This window comes from Corallococcus sicarius, from assembly GCF_003611735.1.
In the GTDB taxonomy this organism is placed as follows: domain Bacteria; phylum Myxococcota; class Myxococcia; order Myxococcales; family Myxococcaceae; genus Corallococcus; species Corallococcus sicarius.
Genome location: NZ_RAWG01000008.1, coordinates 1 through 16657, shown reverse-complemented (window position 1 = coordinate 16657; position 16657 = coordinate 1). Strand labels below are relative to the sequence as shown.

Genomic DNA, 16657 nt, shown 5'->3' with positions numbered 1-16657 from the left:
GGCCTCCCCGAGCGCCACCTCAGGGCGAGGCATCTGCGAGGTGCGCAGCGGCGGCCAGGGTCCATGCCGAGCACTACCTCGGGGCCGTGGCGCCTGCCGGTGCATGGTGGCCGCCAACGTCCGTGCCGAGCGCCACCTCGGGGCCGTTGAGCCTGCCCGCGCCGAGCACCACCTCGGGCTGTAGAGATGATCCGTGCCGAGCAACACCTCGGAGCCGTGGTGCCCTCCCTGTATGGAGTGACTGCCAGCCTCCGCGCCGAGCACCACCCGGGCGCCGTGGAACTTGCCCGGTGCGCGGCGAACACTCGCGCCGAGCGCCACCTCGGCCACCGTGGTGTCCATCCCATGCGCAATGGTTGCCAGACCCAAGCCCCGGGCCACCTCGGACGCGAAGCGCTGCGCCGAATCGGCCTATGAGGCAGGCCGAACAATGCAAAGCTCGCTATGAACACCGCATGCGCAGAGGTTTTTCGGCCCTACTCGGCCAACGGGAAGAGGTGTCCAAGGGCTGAAGCATCCCCTCATTTGGGGGCCGCAAGTCCTTGATTTTACTGGGCTCCCGAGGGCGGGGGCCCGCACTTGAGGCCCTGCCCAGAGCGACAAGGCCGTCGGCGGCCATGGCATGGATTCTAAGTTGCTGAAATTATTGCGGTTTCCGGCTCGAAAATGAGGGGATGCTTCAGGTCCAAGGGCCAAGGGGATGAACCACCGTCAGGCGAAGGAGACAGAACGCGAGCCCGTTGGCGTGCTGGAGAGCGGGAGGCTTCACCTCTCTTTGTCAAAGGCGACCTTCGCGGAATTCGAGCGCACATTTCTGGAATACCAACAAACATGGCTGCGCAATGCCAAGACTCCGAAAGAGCGGCTTGTCATCAAGCGAAGGACGGCCGAAGACATTCTGATGGGCGCTTGCAGCACCTAACGAAAGTCAGGCATGGGCTGGTCAGCGGCAAGGGGCGTCCTCAGCTTGAGGGGCATGGTCCGTGAACTCGTCCCCGACGCCTTCGCCGCGCACCCCGAGCGCTTCTCCCACGGCCCGCCGAAGCCTCAGGCCCTTCCGAACGCCGTCTGGATCAACAACCCCGCGCCGCTCCTCAACTCACAGGTGGCTGCGCACTAATCTCTCAGTTTCACTGTCTCATTCGCGTTGACAGGTTCCGCTGCTCCGCCGGCTGGCCAGCCTGGTGCCTCCTCCGAGGGCAAACCTGACGAGGTTCCACGGCGTCTTTGCCCCAGGCGCGAAAGTGCGTCCATTTCTGCTCCCTCAAGCAGGGGCGGAGCCGGGGCTGGAGGGGGAGAGCCCCGCCTTTGCCGCGACGGTGGAGGAGCCGAGGAAGGAGCGCACACTGCGTTTGGACTGGGCCGGGCTGCTGCGCAGGACGTTCGCCCTGGATGTGTTCGCGTGCTTGAGGTGTGGAGGCAGGCGGCGGGTGTTGGCGTACGTGAAGGGAGCAGGAGGGGTGAGAGCGATTCTGGAGCACCTGGGGTTGCCCACGGCGAGTGCGCACCTGGCCCCTGCGCGAGGGCCGCCCCAGAGCGCGGGGTGTTGAAGCTCAAGCCGCCACAGCCAGCCAAGAGAGCCAGGCCCCTGCCGCGCCCCGCCTGGGAAGGCGGCTGGGCTGGGCAGGCGTGTGTCTGCTGGAGATGAAAGGCTTCTGCGCCGGCCCGGCGTGCGGCTCATGGGCTCCCCGTCAGCGTCCCTCACCTCCCGCTCTGCTCCCGCCCGCTACGCCCAAGAGGGCTCCTGTCCTTCCTATGCTCTGGGTCATGGGACAGTCCATTGACACGCACTTGGTGCTGGGCGCGCTCGACATGGCGCTCAAGCGCCGCAAACCGCCTCGAGGTCTGCTGCACCACTCGGAGTCCGCGCGTGGAGGGCGCCGTGTCCTGCCCGCTGCGGCCCGGTGCTACAGCACCTCCTCGAGGGCGCCCTTCCAGCTGTAGTTCCCGGGCTCCTTGCCCGCGATGGAGCTCTTCACCGGGTCGATGTGGAGGGTCAGCACGCCCCCGTCGAGCGAGACCTTGGTTCCCTCCGTCGACAGCCGGCAGACCGTCTGGGTGACGGCCTCCTTCACGGCCGCCTTGCCATCCGGGGTGCCGCAGACCTCGACCAGGGTGCCCACGACGGACTGGCATGCGCTCTGGGTCCGGTCCTTCATCGGGTCGAAGGCGGGGTAGCTCGTCTTGTCGTAGCTGCTCTTCTTCAGCTCCGTCTCATAGACGACCCAGCCGTTCTTCTGGGCCACGGTGAGCCTGGCGGGCTTCGAGGCGGACTCGTCGGCGATGGCGAGCGAGGCGAACAGGCAGAGACACACGGACGGGATCCGGAACATGAAGGCTCCTGAAGGAAGCGGGGCGCGAGAGTGCGGACCGCCGCTCCTCCAGGGATGGGCCCCGGGAATTCATTTGCATTCCTTCCCGCGTAAAGCCGCGCGTTCCGCCAGAACGCACCCGCGTGTCCAGGCAACGCGTCAGCCCTTGTTTCATCCCCGGGGCCCCCAGGCGTGCGCTCTCACGCCGCGCCTGGATGCGCGCTGGCACGTTCCACGCAGAGTCCCGGGCTGCGCGCCGCTGATCAGGGGCGCCCATTGAATCCCCTCCCTGGACCGTCATGCCCACCCCGCGCGCCCCCAATCAGGTCCCTCCGCAGCGTCCTGCCCAGTTCGCGTCGACCGACGTCGGCTCCCTCCGGCAGAGCATCAACCTCTTCCGAGGCTCGGTGAGCTACCAGCGCCCGCTGGTCCAGCTCCCGGGGAAGCTCGGAGACGACACGCTCGCGGTGGAGCTGGGCCTCTCCTATGACAGCTCCATCCACCTCGCCGCGACGCGCTGGAACCTCGACGCGCCCACGGGCGTGGTCGGCCTGGGATGGATGCTCCCCCGCGAGCGGATCATCGCGGAGTCCGACGGCGCCCTGTCGCTCGCCGCGCGGCGCTTCAGCATGGAGTCCGGAGGCGCTCGCAACCGGCTGGTGCCCACCCCCCGCCCATGGGTCCGCGCGCTGCTGGACGCGGCGCTGACCTCGCGGCTCGGCGGGCCCCACGTCTCGCAGGAACTCATCGCCGCCTTCGCCGGAGCCGGTCTGCCCCTGTCCTCCCAGGCCACCGTCAGCGGGCAGGGCCCCTGGGACGTGGAGGACCCCGTCCACGAGCAGTCCTTCGTCCTGTCCGAGCAGGCCGGCGCGGACGGCGCACGGGTGCTCGCGGTGGCGGCGGGCGGGCTCGGCTTCGAGCCGCAGGACTTCAGCTTCTGGCGCTTCCGCTATTACCCGACCTACGAGCGCTGGGTGGCGGTGGACGACTCGGGCACGCAGCGGGTCTTCGGCGGCGGCGTCTCCGCCACCTCCCAGGGCTTCGCCACCAGCACCGGCCACGGCATCGAGTGGGGCGTGCGCTTCGGCGGCGAGCGGGGCGGCTGGACGGGCAGCTCGGTGCGCCGGGAGGGCCAGGCGCAGTACGCGCACGCGTGGAACCTGGTCGCGCGCGTGGACCGCTACGGCGACCGGGTCACCTACGCGTACGACGCCGTCGAGCAGCGCGTGGGCGCCGAAGGGCTGCCGTACACCAAGGCCTGCTACCTCTCGAGCATCACCGGCGTGGGCGGCCGCGGCGTGGCGCTGGACTACGCGCCCAAGTGGTACACGGCCACCGTCCACGAGTACCAGGACCCGCACAAGGTGCTCGTGCCCGCCGCCGACGGCGTGGCGCCGGAGAACCTCACCACCCCCAACGCCTTCCAGGACCGCTACGAGACGCTGTACCTGGACCGGCTGCGCGTCCTGGACGACGCGGGCCGCGAGCTGTACCGCGTGAAGCTGGACTACGCGCCGCCCCAGGCGCTGCCCGGCACCCCCGCCGCGTCGTCCGCCGACCTCTGCAAGCGCTTCCTCACGGGCATCACCGAGCAGGACCCGGCCGGCCGGAGCCTGCCCGGCTACGTGTTCGGCTACGCGCTGGAGGCCGACGCGGCCCACCCGGGCGCGCTCACGCGCATCACCTATCCCGAGGGCGCCACCGGCACCTTCACGTACGACGGCGCCATCCCGCTGGACATCTGCGAGCGGGACCTGACCGTCACGCCGCCCGCGGGCTTCGGCGCCACCGGCAACACCCCCTTCGTCTGGCTGGGGCCGGACTACGCCGTCACCTGCTGGCTGGATGCACAGCGCAGGCGGCTGAGCCTCCAGGTCCACACGTGGACGGGACGCTGGCAGCGCTCCACCGTCAGCGAGGGGCTCGTCTACGAGGGGGAGCAGGCACTGGACGCGGCCTCGCTCGCGGGCGTCACCTCCACGGACTTCTTCGGGCTGACCTTCCGCGTCGGCGACGAGGTGCGCGTGCTCCCGTTCCGGCGCAGTACGCTGCGCGCGTGGGAGTGGGCGCCGTACTCGGGCGGGGACGGCACCTCGTGGCTCTCCTTCCCGCGGGCGACGGGCGCCCGGCTCGCCGCCGGAGAGCGCTTCCTGCTGGCCACCGTCTCCGGGTTCGACGGCGCCGGTGACAACCTCTACCGGCTCACCTGGGACTGGCAGCGGCGCGCCTGGAATGGCGGGGATGCGCCCGCGGTGCGGGGCCGGACGATGCAGGTGCTCGCTCGCGGCGAGCGCTACCTGCTGTGGCAGCACCTCAACGGAAAGGGGACGGTGTCGCTGGCGTGGCTGGACGGCGACCACCGGTGGAACGACGGCGGCTCCCTGGACGTGCAGCTGGGGCCCCGGCAGACGGAGATGTCCTGGGCGGACGGCCCGTCGATGGTGGCGTGGTGCGAGGCCACGGACTCCAGCGCCACCGGCCGCTACGCCCTGCGCGTGCGCCGCTGGGACGCGGACTACCAGTTCCAGGAAGGGCAGGGCGTGGACGCGCAGAACCTGCGCCTGTCCTCCGTCACGCAGGTGCCCAGGCCTTCATGGCCGCCGGTGCCGTCCGTGTCCGGCAACGAGCTGGTGGGGACCGACCGGTACCTGTGGCGCTTCGATGGCGTGGGCTGGAGCACCTCCGAGGCGCTGACCGACCAGGGGCGTGGCCGGCCGGGCTGGCTGGCCTACACGTACGGGCGCGACGTGGCGCTGCAGGTGCTCAACGTGTCGGATGGCATCACCACGCGGCTGCTCGCCTACGACGCCGACAGCGGCACCTTCTCCCGCGCGCCGAGGACGCTGCCGGCCCTGCCTCCCGCAGAGGACTCCGGCTACCCCGCGGCCACCGGCGAGGACTTCATCGTCGCCTCCAACACCGTCTGGTTCCGCGGCGCCACGCCCGGGTGGACGGGGCCGGAGAGCGAGCAGCCCGTCTACGAGGGCGCTCCGGAAGGCGCGGACTCCTTCAGCGTCGTGGACGCGGCCCCGGACTTCACGGGGTGGCGGTTGCCTCCGGGGCAGGGTGCCGCGCGCATCGCCCTGGCCCTGCTGGAGAACGGCCGCGCGAAGGCCACCTCCACCATCGCCGGCCAGACGTTCGTCAGCCCCCTGTCGCCCGAGGGGCTGCTGTCTCCCCCTCGCGCGGGCAAGAGCCCCGCGGGGCCCGCCACCCTCATCACGTACCCGCAGACGGCGCCCGACTTCGAGCGCGCGCCGAGCCTCACGTTGCACCGCTTCGTGGGGGGCGACATCCAGGGCGCGCTGGTGGACTCCCCGGTGCGCTCGCTGTCCATCGACACCGGCCTGGGCGAGCCGCTGCGCTCCGTGTGGAGCTTCGACCGGGTGAGCGCCGCGTGCGACCCGTCCGGCGAGGTCATCAAGTACTACCGCTCCACGGCCTGGGATGGCTGTGACGACCCGTCCGCCGCGCACGGCGGGCGGACCGTGACGACCTACGACAACGGGGCCACGGCGGAAGGGCTGAGCATGCTGGACGGCCAGCCCCTCCAGACGCTCACCTTCGAGGGCGCCGCGCTGTTCGCCGCGCCCACCTCCGCTGCCCTGGGCCTCACGCCCGACGTCCCGCCGGGCACCCCCGTGCCCCAGGCCCTGCGCGCGCTGTTCCCGGCCGAAGCGGCGCTGTCCGCCCAGGCCGTCTACGAGGCCCGCCGCGTCGACGGGCGCTACCTGTACTGGTCCGTCGAGGACCCCACCACCGGGCGCCGCTACACGGTGGACAGCGACGAGGACCCGAAGTCCCCCACGGCGGTGCGCGGCTACACCGGCCGCCTGGTCGCCAGCGAGACCAACACCTGGGACGTCTTCACGTCGCGCGCCGGCTTCACGTCGCTCCAGGACGCGGCCTCGGGAGCGTGGAGCGAGGTGATGCTGCATGGCGCCTACGTGCGGCCGGCGAGCATCCGCTCCACGAAGGACGGCCTCGCGCTGGAGACGCGCTATGGCTACCTGGGTGGCTTCCCCGCGCCGCTGACGGGCGGCACCACCTCCGAGTCGTTCGACACACGCGACGTCCACGGCGTGACGTGGACCACGGAGATGGCCACCACCTTCGCCGCCGCCGTGCCTGCCTGGCGCGCCCTGGCGTGGGAGAACGTGCTGACCTCCGTCGCGCAGATGCGCACCCGGGTGTGGCCGAAGGACGGCGTGGACTCCGTGTCCGCGTGCGCCGCCACCACCTACGGCCCCTTCGAGACGGCCGGCGGTTGCACGGTGCTGGACGTGTCCGCCCGCTACGACTGGGGTGGCCCGACGGCCTCGGACGGCGCCCGGTTCCCGTTCGGCGCGGACACCGTTCCCCCGGAGTGGTTCATGCGCACGCGCATCCTGACGCGCGACGCCCGGGGCATCGCCACGCTGTCGAAGGACGCTTCGGGCGTGGCGCACTCCACCCGGGTGGATGCCACCGGGCAGCTGCCGCTGCTGATGGTGACGAACGCGGACCTGGCCGCGCAGGAGGCCGACGCCTGCGGCTTCGAGTCGCAGGAACCGCTCTCCGCGTGGACCTTCACCGGAGGCGCCGCCGTCACGACGGAGCGCGCCCACACCGGCGTCCGCTGCGCGTGGCTGCCGGGAGGGGCCGCCGCCGTGGAGCGCGCACCGCTGACGCCCGCGGACAACGCGCGCACCTACGTCGCCGGCTGCTGGTATGCGCGGCCCCGCGACGCCGCGGCCGGCGCGTCGCCCGTGCTGATCATCACCGTGACCTCGGGAAGCACGGTGGTGGGCGAGCCCCTTCGGCTCGCGCTGAACGACACCTCCGGGCGCTGGACCTGGGTGCAGGCGGCCATCGCTCTGGGCGAGCATCACGCGCGCCTCGCGTCCGACGGCCCGCTCTCCGTCCGGCTGCGCGTCGAGGCGGGTGGCGGCGAGCTGTGGGTGGACGACGTGGGCTTCTATCCGCGCGACGCCAACGTCATGGCGCAGGCCTTCGAGCCGGGGACGCACAAGCTGACGGCCAATGTGGGCCCCGGGGGCCTGACGTCCCGCGCCGTCTACGGCCCCACCCGGCGCATGGTGGGCCAGGTGCGCGCCAACGGATCGCTGAAGGGCGTGCAGCTGGAGTTCAGCTCCCGCCAGCGCAACGCTGGCTTCGAGCCGGGGGACCCGAACACCCAGCTGGTCGTCCAGGCCACGCAGGGCGGCACCGTGCAGACGTTCCGCGACGGCGAGGCGTGGCGTGACGCATGGACGCCCTCGGCGGAGGGCGCGTGGCGCGCGGCCTCCGGCCTGCTGCTGCACGAGGCCACCACCGCCGCGTCGCTCTCCGCCACCGCGCCAGAGACGGAGGCGTGGGCCCTCTACGTGGAGCCCACCTCGGTGGACGGCGGCCCGGTGCGGCTGTCGCCGGGCTTCGGCTTCACGGTGGGCACCGCCGCGCGGCTGTCCTGGGATGGTGGATGGAGCCTGGAAGTGGGCGGGCAGGGGGTCTCGCCGGTGGGCACGGGCGCCTCCAGCCCGGCCTCGCTGCTGCTGGTGGTGACCGGAGGCCGGCTGCTGTTCTGGACGGACGGCGGCCTGGTGTTCTCCGTGGCGGCGGGCGTGCGCGGTGGCGCGGTGCTCACCTCGGGCACCGGAGCGCTGGGCCTGCGCAACCTGGCGTGGATGGAGGGCCCGGTGATTCAGGCGCGCCTGCAGGACTCCACCGGCGCGGACCGTCAGCTCCAGGCGCTCGGGGGGGACACCTACCTCGTCAACCAGCTCATCGAGGACGCGCTGGGGCGCACCATCGTGAAGACGAAGTCCGTGCCCGGCGACTTCGGCTCGGGCGCGGCGCTGGCCCCGCTGCTCTACCGGACGGGGCTGGTGGACCTGCCGGCCTTCCAGGCCTCGCTCGCGGGCAGCGGCGCCATGGCCGGCGATGCGGCGGACTACTGGAATGGCGAGGCGGGCCGCTCCGCGGACGGGGGCTACCCGTACTCGCGGCGCCTGCTGGAGGCGTCACCGCTGGGGCGCACCGTGGAGGTGGGCCTGGCGGGCGCAGCGTGGGCCATCGTCGACCCGTACACCACGCCCGCGGACTCACGGCCCACGGCGAAGGTGCGCTACGCGCCGGACGCGGCGGTGCTCCCGGGGCTGGACCTTCCGGCCACCGACTTCCGCGTCACCACGCTCGTCTCCCCCGTGGGCGAGCGGCAGCTGAAGGTGCGCGACGCGAAGGACGCCGCGCTCGCCGTGCTCGTGCCGCTGCGGGACGACTCCACGTACGTCTCCGCGATGGACCTGGGCATGCAGCCCACGGGCACGCGCACGCGCGTCATCCTCCCCGACGGCTGGCGGGACGGCACGGACACGGCCATCGTCCGCGACTACGACTGCCTGGGCCGGCTGCTGCGTGAGTCCACGCCCGACGCAGGGGAGACGCGCTACGTCCATGACCGGGGCGGGCGCGCGCGCTTCGCCCAGACCGCGGCGGACGCGGCCGAGGGCCGCATCACCTGGACGACCTACGACGCGATGAGCCGGATGACGGCGCGCGGCCACGTGACGGGCGCGTGGAACGAGCCGCTGCTGCTCGAACGGGCGGAGCTCCCGGGCTGGCCGCTGACGGATCCAGGTTCGGGCGCGGTGACGACGGGCGTGTGGCGCTACGACGGCGACGGCTGGGACGCGCTGGCGCTGGGACAGCTGGTGGACTCCCGCTCCCAGGACACGGGCGCGCCCGCGACGGTGGACTCCTCGTACCGCTGGACGCCGCTGGGCCAGCTTGAAGCACGCACCCTGCGCGTGACGTGGGACGACGGCGAGCAGGCCGCGCCGCTGGAGGTGACGTTCGGCTACGACAACACGAACGCGCTGACGCGGCTGGGCCTGCCGCGCGAGCTGTTCCCCCAGCCCGGGCCGCTGCGGTACGGCCGCGACGTCCAGGGCCACATCACCTCCATCCAGGACGAGGCGGGCACGGAGCTGGCCTCGTTCGGATGGGATGCGATGGCGCGTGTCCGCACCAGCCGCTCCGGCCCCGTCACCTGGGAGCTGGAATACGACCCGCCGGGCCACCTGCTGCACTCCACCGCCTCCGCCGGGACCAGCGCCACGCAGGCATACACCTTCGCGCCCGACAGCAACGTGCGTGGCGCCAGCGCGGTGCTCGGCACGCAGCGGGAACAGCTCGCGTATGGCTATGACGGGCTGGGCCGCATCACCACCTCCGACACGGTGGAGGGTACGGATGCCGCCGAGCGCTTCCAGTACGAGGGCGACCTCAACGGCAACATCCGCGAACTCTCCGGCGCGAGGCTGTCGTACGTGCCGGGCGGCAACCGGCTGGACACGGTGGCGTGGCCGGACGCCAGCGAGACGTCGTTCACCTGGCGGGCCGACGGCACGGTGTCGTCGCGCCGCACCCGGGGCGCCGGCCCGGTGGACCTGGACTTCGCCTACGCGCCGGGCATGGCGCTGCCCAGCCGGATCCAGATCCGCCCCGGCGCCAGCGACGCGCGCACCGTCGAGTACGCCTACGACGCCGACGGCGTCCGCGTGGCCACCCGGGTGCACGGCCCCGGCGGCGAGGAGCGCGAGGTGCGCTTCCCGGGTGAGAACCAGCCGCTGTTCGTGACGGGAGGGAAGAGCGGCACCGTGCTGTACGTGCCGGGCCCCACGGGCTGCCCGCTGGTGTACCGCGACGGCGTCCGCTACCACGCCTCGAGCGACCGGCTGCGCTCCACGCGCGCGCTGTTCGACGCGCAGGGCACGTTGGTGGAGGGCTTCGGCTACACCGCCTTCGGCGAGGCACGGGAGACGACGGGCGCCGCGCCGTGGATGCGCCTGCGCTTCTCCGGCGCCGAGTACGACGCGGAGACGGGCCTCTACAACCTCAACGCCCGCCTCATGGACCCGGTGCTGGGCCGCTTCTACGCGCCGGACCCGGCCGACGAGTTCCCCAGCCCTTACACCTACGCGGGCAACCACCCGACCACGCGGGTGGACCGCACGGGCGCCATCTCGGACAGTGGGCGGATGGTGGTCGTCGTGTTCTCGGGCGCCGTTGCCGCCGCGGGGACCGTGGCGGGGCTGGCGCTGGACGTGACGACGATGGGGAGGACGGCGGGGCTGTCGGCGCTCGCGAGCATGGTCTCCGCGGCCGGCTGGAACGGCATGACCTACGCGCTGACCGCCGACGACTTCAGCTGGGGGGAGTTCACCGGCACGGTCATCGTGGGAGGGGTGAGCGGCTTCATCCGCGGAGGCATCTCGGGCGGCATCCAGGGACGCGCCAGGGCGGGGCGCGAGGAGAAGGTGCGGGGCTTCCCGCAGCAGGCCGCCAGGCTGGCCGAGGACGCCGCGCGGCCGGACGCGTCGCGCATGACGAAGGCGAAGAAGTGGATGTCGGAGGCCACCTACTGGGACCAGCTTCAGAAGAAGCTCAACCCCGCCGAGGACGCGTGGCAGCAGTTCATGGTGGCGCTGCCGCACAGCGCGCTGGGCAACACCATCGGCTACACCGTCGCCGGACTGGTTTCGATCCCGCTGACCAACCTGGTGACGCTCGTCGTCACCGGCGAGAACGAGTTCGGGGCGGACTGGAAGGACGCCATCAACGTCCTCCTGGACGGGGCCTGGGGCCTGACCGTGGGCGTGGGCGGGACGTCCCTCGGCTACGTCGCGAATCGCTACAAGCTCAAGGAGCGGCTGACGCGCAAGCTCGGGTCCGCGGGCAGCGCGATGCTGGACGGACTGTCGAACCCGAGCGTGATGGGGAGCGCGGGTGGCCTGAACTTCGGGCCGGCCGGCCGGCTCGTCGGCGTCATGGGAATTTCCTGAGAAGAGGGGAGCGTCGATGAGGATCTGCGTGAAGACCGCGGTGATGCCCAAGAACAAGACCTGGGCGTCACCCATGAAGGTGGACTTCGGTGAAGACCTGCTGCCGGGCGAGCGCGTGCTCGCGGCGATGGCGGGGCTGAGCTACTTCCGGCTGTACTACGCCGACAACGGCTCCACCTCGGAGGCGGTGGGACAGGCCAGCGTGACGCTGGTGCCGAACCTCACCGAGGACGCCGTCCACGTGACGGCGTCGCTGGTGATGACCAACTACGACGGCGCCGAGGCGGCCAGCTCGACGGATGGCAGCGGGCACGACAGCTTCGTGCGCATCACCGTGGTCGCCGTGCTCGGGCTGACGAACCCCGCGTACCAGGCGGTGGCGGGGAACCTCTACGGGCTCGCCGGGCAGTGGGGAGAGGCCATCCCCATCGCCTCCGCGTCGGCGGAGGCCCGCGCGTTCCTCGCCGGCTTCTACATCGCGGGCAGCAGCGCGAAGGAGGTGAGCAGCCTGTCCTTCACCTCTTCCGTGGAGAAGCCCGGAGGCGCCCAGGCGAAGGTGAGCGGGACGGCGACCCAGAGCGGTGACGAGGAGCGGACGGGGACGGCGGACGTGGCCTTCCTGTCCACCGACGGGGTGACGTCCTACCGGGTCCTGTCCATCGACACGAACTCCAGCAAGTGGACGGAGGTCGACGACGAGCGCGACGGCGTGACGTGCGCCTTCAGCGTGACGCCCACCCTGGCCTCGGGCGAGACGGTGCGCCGGGCCGGGGTGCTCCTGCAGAACGTGAACATCAACTTCGAGCGGGACAAGACGAGCGACCTGGAGCTGTTCGAGGCGGGCGTCACGAGCGACACGCTGAGCATCTCGAATGGGAAGACCATCTCCGGGACGCTCATCCTGAACATCTTCAACTCGCGCTCGGGAGACGACTACGGAATCGCGCCGCCTCCCGACAGCAACCTGACGGCGTTCGTCATCGCTGAAATCGCAAGGCCGCGGCCTGGAGGTGCGTCATGAGCTGGCAGTTCAGTCGCAAGGAAGTGGCATCCGGGGACACGGCGACGTTCGACTTCTCGGGCGACGTGGGGCTCGCGCTGTATGGCATCTCGCGCTTCGACATCAACTTCGCCACGAAGGCTTCGGGAGGGAACCTGGGGGGCTCCCCCATCTCCGGGTTCGGCGTGAAGCTGACGCGGGAGAACGCGGGGGAGAACAGCCGGCGGCAGGTCAAGGTGAAGGCGGAGGTGACGGGCACGCCGCTGTCCTCCGCCAAGGTGTGGATCACCGTCATCGCCTGGGTCGGCGGTGAGTCCAGCACGCTGTATGTCGTGAGCGGCGAGGAGCTGGCGACGGGACAGATGTCCCGGCCCGAGGCCGTGGTGGCCTGGCCGGAGTTCTCCGCCGCCGTGCTGTCGGGCTTCAAGCTCGACTTCGCCTCGGGCAGCCACAACGTCGGCGGCGTGGGCGCGTCGGCGGGCATCTCGGCGTCCCTCACTGCCCCGGGCAGCGCCTACGTCACGGGCGCCGCAACGCTCACGGGCAAGGGCGCCTCCAACTGCACGGTGAGCCCGTCGGGGCTCGTGCTGGGGGAGGCCCAGGAGAACGCGTGGTTCGGGCTCGTCGCCGACGAGTCGACCTACACCGTGAACGACACCAACTGGGGGAAGACGAAGTTGCGGGTGGAGACGGGCGCGACGGTGCCGCTGCGGCATGCCGCGGTACTGCTCCAGTCCTTCTACGGGCGCTTCAGCGCGACGAGCATGTCCTCCAGCCCGCTCAGCTCGGTGACCATGGGCGCGGGCGAACCGGTGGCGGTGTCCGCCGAGTCCGGCGTCTTCGAGTTCGAGTCCACCCGGTGGCTGGCCGACTGCACGACCATCGTGAATACGGGCAAGGAGATCTGGACGGAGGCGCAGACGTACTCGGCCGTCTACCTCTGGGCCGCGCTGGGCTGAGGGCGCGGGCCTTCAATCCCTGGCGCGTGTTTCAGGTTGGCGCCGCCCACCAGCAGGTCGTGGTGCGACGTGTTCTGCCCGCTGCGGCACATGGCGTGTGCGCCGACATGAACTGAGCGATGCCGAGTGGAGCCGCATCGAGCCCCTGCTGGGCTCCCGGAGCGGCCCTCCCTCGAAGCGAGGGGACCGTGACTTCATCAACGCCGGGGTGTGGCGCGTGAAGACCGGGGTGCAGTGGCGGGACCTGCCGGAGCGATTCGGCCACTGGAAGACCGTCTACAACCGCTTCCACCGATGGGCGAAAACCGGGCGCTGGGAAGCCATCTTCCAGGCGCTTCGGCTCGACGTGGATGAGCTCCGCTCCCTCGTCGACGCATCGGTCGTCCGGGCGCACCAAGACGCCGCGGACGGAAAAGGGGGATCCGAAGCAATGCTCTGGGGCGTTCTCGAGGAGGTTTTTCAACAAAGGTTCACGCCGTCACAACGACGGGCGGTAAGCCGCTCCACCTCGCGCTGACGCCCGGCCAGCAGCATGAGTCCACCATGGCCGAGGAACTCCTGGTGCACGCCGAAGGCGAAGCCTTCATCGCCGACACGGGCGATGACGCCGACCGCATCCGCGCCAACGTCCAGAAGCCTGGAATGAAGCCTGTCATCCATTCGAACCCGAGCCGCAAGAGCCCGTTGCCTTTGGACCGGTCCCTCTACCGGCTGCGCTACCGGGTCGAATGCTTCTTCCTCGACCTCAAACACTTTCGGGCTGCCGCCACCCGCTACGACAAGACGGCGACCAGCTACCTCGCCGTCCTGCACGTCGCCTCCATGCTTCTCTGGCTGCGTTGATCAGGGAACGCCCCTGGAAGACGCGGCGGCAATCGAACCCGCCGCCGTGAAGGCACCGCTCAGCGCACGGCGGCGCGCTGCAGATGGATCATCGCCTCATCCAGCAGCGCGGCCACGCCCCGCCGCACCACGTGCACCACCTTGTGGTGATGCGCTGGCGGGCCGTGCGTGTAATGGCCAGACACCTTGTGATGCAACTCCGTGGCACCCCACACCAGCACCAGGTCCGCCCACTCCAAATCACTCTTCGCGCGGTCCGACGTGCGCCGCTCGGTGCCGTCCACCATGCGCAGCTGGATGTGATTGCCCAGCTTCGTCTCCAACTCCTCACGCACCGCGGGCGAACCACCCACCACCACCACACGGCGGACGTCCAGGCTGCGGCACACCTCCAGGAACGCCACCTCCGCTCTCCGGTTGGCGGACCCTCCGCACCGGGCGCAATGGGTTCGGGGCTCGACTCGCAAGGGCTCACGGCCGCTGGCGGTCGCCACCTGGAGACACGCCGGGTCGGCGCACACCTGGAAGAAGCGCTCGGTCAGCACCTCGGCCGCGCGCATCAGCTTGGGCTCGCTCATGCGCGCCTTGCCCGGCCGCGTGAGCCCTGCCTCCTCCAGCACGCCCCGCGCCCGCACGCGCGCGTCCATCAGCGTGACGCCCCGCTCCGCCAACCACCCGTCGATGTCCCGGTCCGCGCTCATCGCTTCGCCATGGGAGTGGGAGTAGCGGCGAACAGCTCCGTCTGCATGGGAACAGACTCGGCGGGCTGCCCCAACCCGAGCGCCTCGCGCACCGGTCCGAAGCTCCGTCGGTGGATGGGCAGCACCCCCAGGGCCTGGATCGCCGCCACGTGCTGCGCGGTGGGGTAGCCCTTGTGGGCCGCCAGGCCGTAGCCCGGATAGCGCGCGTCCAGCTCCGTCATCAGCCGGTCGCGCGTCGTCTTCGCCAGCACGGAGGCCGCCGCGATGCTCAACGACAGCGAGTCGCCCTTGATGATGCCCCGCTGCGGCGCCACGCACTGCGGGATGGTGCGCGCGTCCACCAGCACGTAGTCCGGCGTCAGCCCCAGCCCCTCCACCGCGCGGCGCATCGCCAGCAGGCCCGCGTGGTAGATGTTGAGCTGATCAATCTCCTCCACCTCCGCCCGGCCCACCGCCCACGCCACCACGTCGCGCTTGAGGGCCTCCGCCAGGGCCTCGCGCTTGTCCGGGTCGAGAATCTTCTTCGAGTCGTCCAGCCCCCGGAGCCGGTAGCCCCGGGGCAGGATGGCCGCGGCCGCGACGACGGGGCCCGCGAGCGGTGCCATGCCCGCCTCGTCCACGCCCGCGACCTTGAGCAGCCCCTGCTCCCACAGCTCCGTCTCGAACTTGAGCAGGTGCCGCAGCCGCTGGCCCTCCGCCCGGTTCTTCTCCTGGCGCGAGCGCAGCCTCTTCGCGAGCCCCTGCGCTGCCTGGCGGGGGTCGGCTTCCAGCGCCTCCAGCATCCCCTGGGGGACGGGATGGGCCTGGGCGACGAAGCGCTCCGTCAGCTCGGAGACCGAGCACCGGAGCAGCGTTTCCACACTGTCTGCTGGCATGGGGGACCTTCGGAATTGCCTACCCGGCGGGTAGCGCGGATGCACGGCTTACTGGAGCGGGGGAACACCAGTGCCGCGACAACACATCCGAAGTCCCGTCGTCAGGCCCACCGAGCGGGCGACCTGGCGCAAGGAATGCCTGACCGGAGCGGAGGCGCGCATGCAGGTCTGACGCATGGCGCAATCCGTACCGCACGCAGGCGGGTCAACACAACCGTCCCACAGGCTGGGACGGCGGATTTCCCGCCGCTGGAGCCTGAAGGGAGCCTGTCCTCGACGTCAGTCCCGCAGCTCAAGGGTGAGGCTCTCGGGAACGGGCGTGCAGTGGCACGCGTCACACGTCCACTCCACCTGCTGCGCGGGCGACACGTGCGAGCCTGAGGTGGCCATCACGCGGATGGCGCTGGGCGCGAGGTTTTCGTTGATGGCCGTGGTGACGCCCCGGTCATCCGTCACGCCGGTGATGCTGACGTTGCTCTCCAGGTTGGTGGCCGTCACGGTGGCGCCCTGGATGTACGCCCCATCCGAGGACAGCACCTCCACGCGCAGCGACCTCGGCTCCGCGCACGGGTCCTCCTGGCGATTGGCGCTCGGGGCGTCGTCACAGCCCGTCACCAGCACGCTCGCGAGGAGCCCCAACCATCCATACGTCCGCAGCTGCTTCCCCATCCCCACGCCCCCGACCCATCCCATGGGGGCAATCTGGTACCGGAGGACGGGTGCGGCAATGCTTGTGTCACGCGGCGGGCTTCAGCCGCGCGTGGGCAAAACGGGCGGCCTCCGTGTCCGGATACCGGTGCAGGACGTACCGGTAGATTTCCTCCGCACGCACCGCGTCTCCCAACTTCTCCCCCTGCACCCGCGCCAGCAGCACCAGGGCCCGGGGCGCGAGCACGTCGTCGGGCGCCGCGTCCGCCGCGGCCTCCAACGCGACAACCGACAGTGGGAAATCTCCTTCCACTGCCGCGGCCTGCCCGATGAACAGATGGTGCGCGGGCGAAAGCTTCAGGCGGGGCAGAACACGCAGGACGCCGTACAGGGCCAACGCCCGGGCCACGTCGCGCCCCTCCACCGCCGCCGTGAACGCGGCCAGCTGTTCGGCCGGGGAGGTGTCGCCGGGGGCCGGTGCTTCGTCGGGGGTG

At 71.2% G+C, this 16657-nt stretch carries 10 protein-coding genes and 1 pseudogene; 6 read left to right on the top strand and 5 right to left on the bottom strand.

Annotation, left to right across the window (positions count from 1 at the left end; translation table 11 throughout):
• The first annotated feature begins 700 nt into the window (after positions 1 to 700).
• Together D7X12_RS02370 and D7X12_RS42755 are read left to right on the top strand one after the other, a co-directional pair.
• The gene (locus D7X12_RS02370) at positions 701 to 922 is read left to right on the top strand and encodes a hypothetical protein (RefSeq protein WP_244224304.1); all 222 of its coding nucleotides are present in this window, start codon (positions 701 to 703) and stop codon (positions 920 to 922) included.
• A gap of 54 nt (positions 923 to 976) precedes the next feature.
• Complete coding sequence (locus D7X12_RS42755; protein ID WP_158619927.1) at positions 977 to 1120, top strand: hypothetical protein; 144 nt, start codon at positions 977 to 979, stop codon at positions 1118 to 1120.
• Between the two features lie 787 nt (positions 1121 to 1907).
• Here the strand turns inward: D7X12_RS42755 and D7X12_RS02360 are convergent.
• Positions 1908 to 2333, bottom strand: a complete 426-nt coding sequence (locus D7X12_RS02360) for a hypothetical protein (RefSeq protein WP_120623634.1) — start codon at positions 2331 to 2333, stop codon at positions 1908 to 1910.
• A gap of 278 nt (positions 2334 to 2611) precedes the next feature.
• On the opposite strand from D7X12_RS02360, the gene D7X12_RS02355 reads away from it, so the two are divergent.
• The 4 genes and pseudogenes from D7X12_RS02355 (at position 2612) to D7X12_RS43975 (ending at position 13939) form a co-directional block, all read left to right on the top strand.
• The gene (locus tag D7X12_RS02355; RefSeq protein WP_120623633.1) at positions 2612 to 11137 is read left to right on the top strand and encodes an RHS repeat-associated core domain-containing protein; all 8526 of its coding nucleotides are present in this window, start codon (positions 2612 to 2614) and stop codon (positions 11135 to 11137) included.
• 16 nt (positions 11138 to 11153) lie between these two features.
• Positions 11154 to 12158, top strand: a complete 1005-nt coding sequence (locus tag D7X12_RS02350; protein ID WP_147443489.1) for a hypothetical protein — start codon at positions 11154 to 11156, stop codon at positions 12156 to 12158.
• Positions 12155 to 13096 carry a hypothetical protein gene (locus D7X12_RS02345; protein ID WP_120623631.1) on the top strand — a complete coding sequence of 314 codons (942 nt, stop codon included), beginning with the start codon at positions 12155 to 12157 and terminating at the stop codon, positions 13094 to 13096. The genes D7X12_RS02350 and D7X12_RS02345 overlap by 4 nt, the downstream gene beginning before the upstream one ends.
• 97 nt (positions 13097 to 13193) lie before the next feature.
• Positions 13194 to 13939, top strand: a pseudogene (locus D7X12_RS43975) (IS5 family transposase).
• 59 nt (positions 13940 to 13998) lie between these two features.
• Here the strand turns inward: D7X12_RS43975 and D7X12_RS02330 are convergent.
• The 4 genes from D7X12_RS02330 to D7X12_RS42745 all read right to left on the bottom strand — a co-directional run.
• Positions 13999 to 14640: a hypothetical protein gene (locus D7X12_RS02330; protein ID WP_120623628.1), complete on the bottom strand. Its 642-nt coding sequence runs from the start codon at positions 14638 to 14640 to the stop codon at positions 13999 to 14001.
• Positions 14637 to 15515, bottom strand: a complete 879-nt coding sequence (gene rnhB, locus D7X12_RS02325; RefSeq protein ID WP_120623627.1) for a ribonuclease HII — start codon at positions 15513 to 15515, stop codon at positions 14637 to 14639. Before rnhB ends, D7X12_RS02330 begins: the two co-directional genes overlap by 4 nt.
• 279 nt (positions 15516 to 15794) lie before the next feature.
• Positions 15795 to 16208 (bottom strand): carboxypeptidase-like regulatory domain-containing protein, encoded by a 414-nt coding sequence (locus D7X12_RS02320; RefSeq protein WP_244224303.1) that lies wholly within the window; start codon positions 16206 to 16208, stop codon positions 15795 to 15797.
• Positions 16209 to 16251: 43 nt separating this feature from the next.
• Positions 16252 to 16657 (bottom strand): tetratricopeptide repeat protein (locus D7X12_RS42745; RefSeq protein WP_369333650.1); only part of this gene is annotated, 406 nt, incomplete at its 5' end.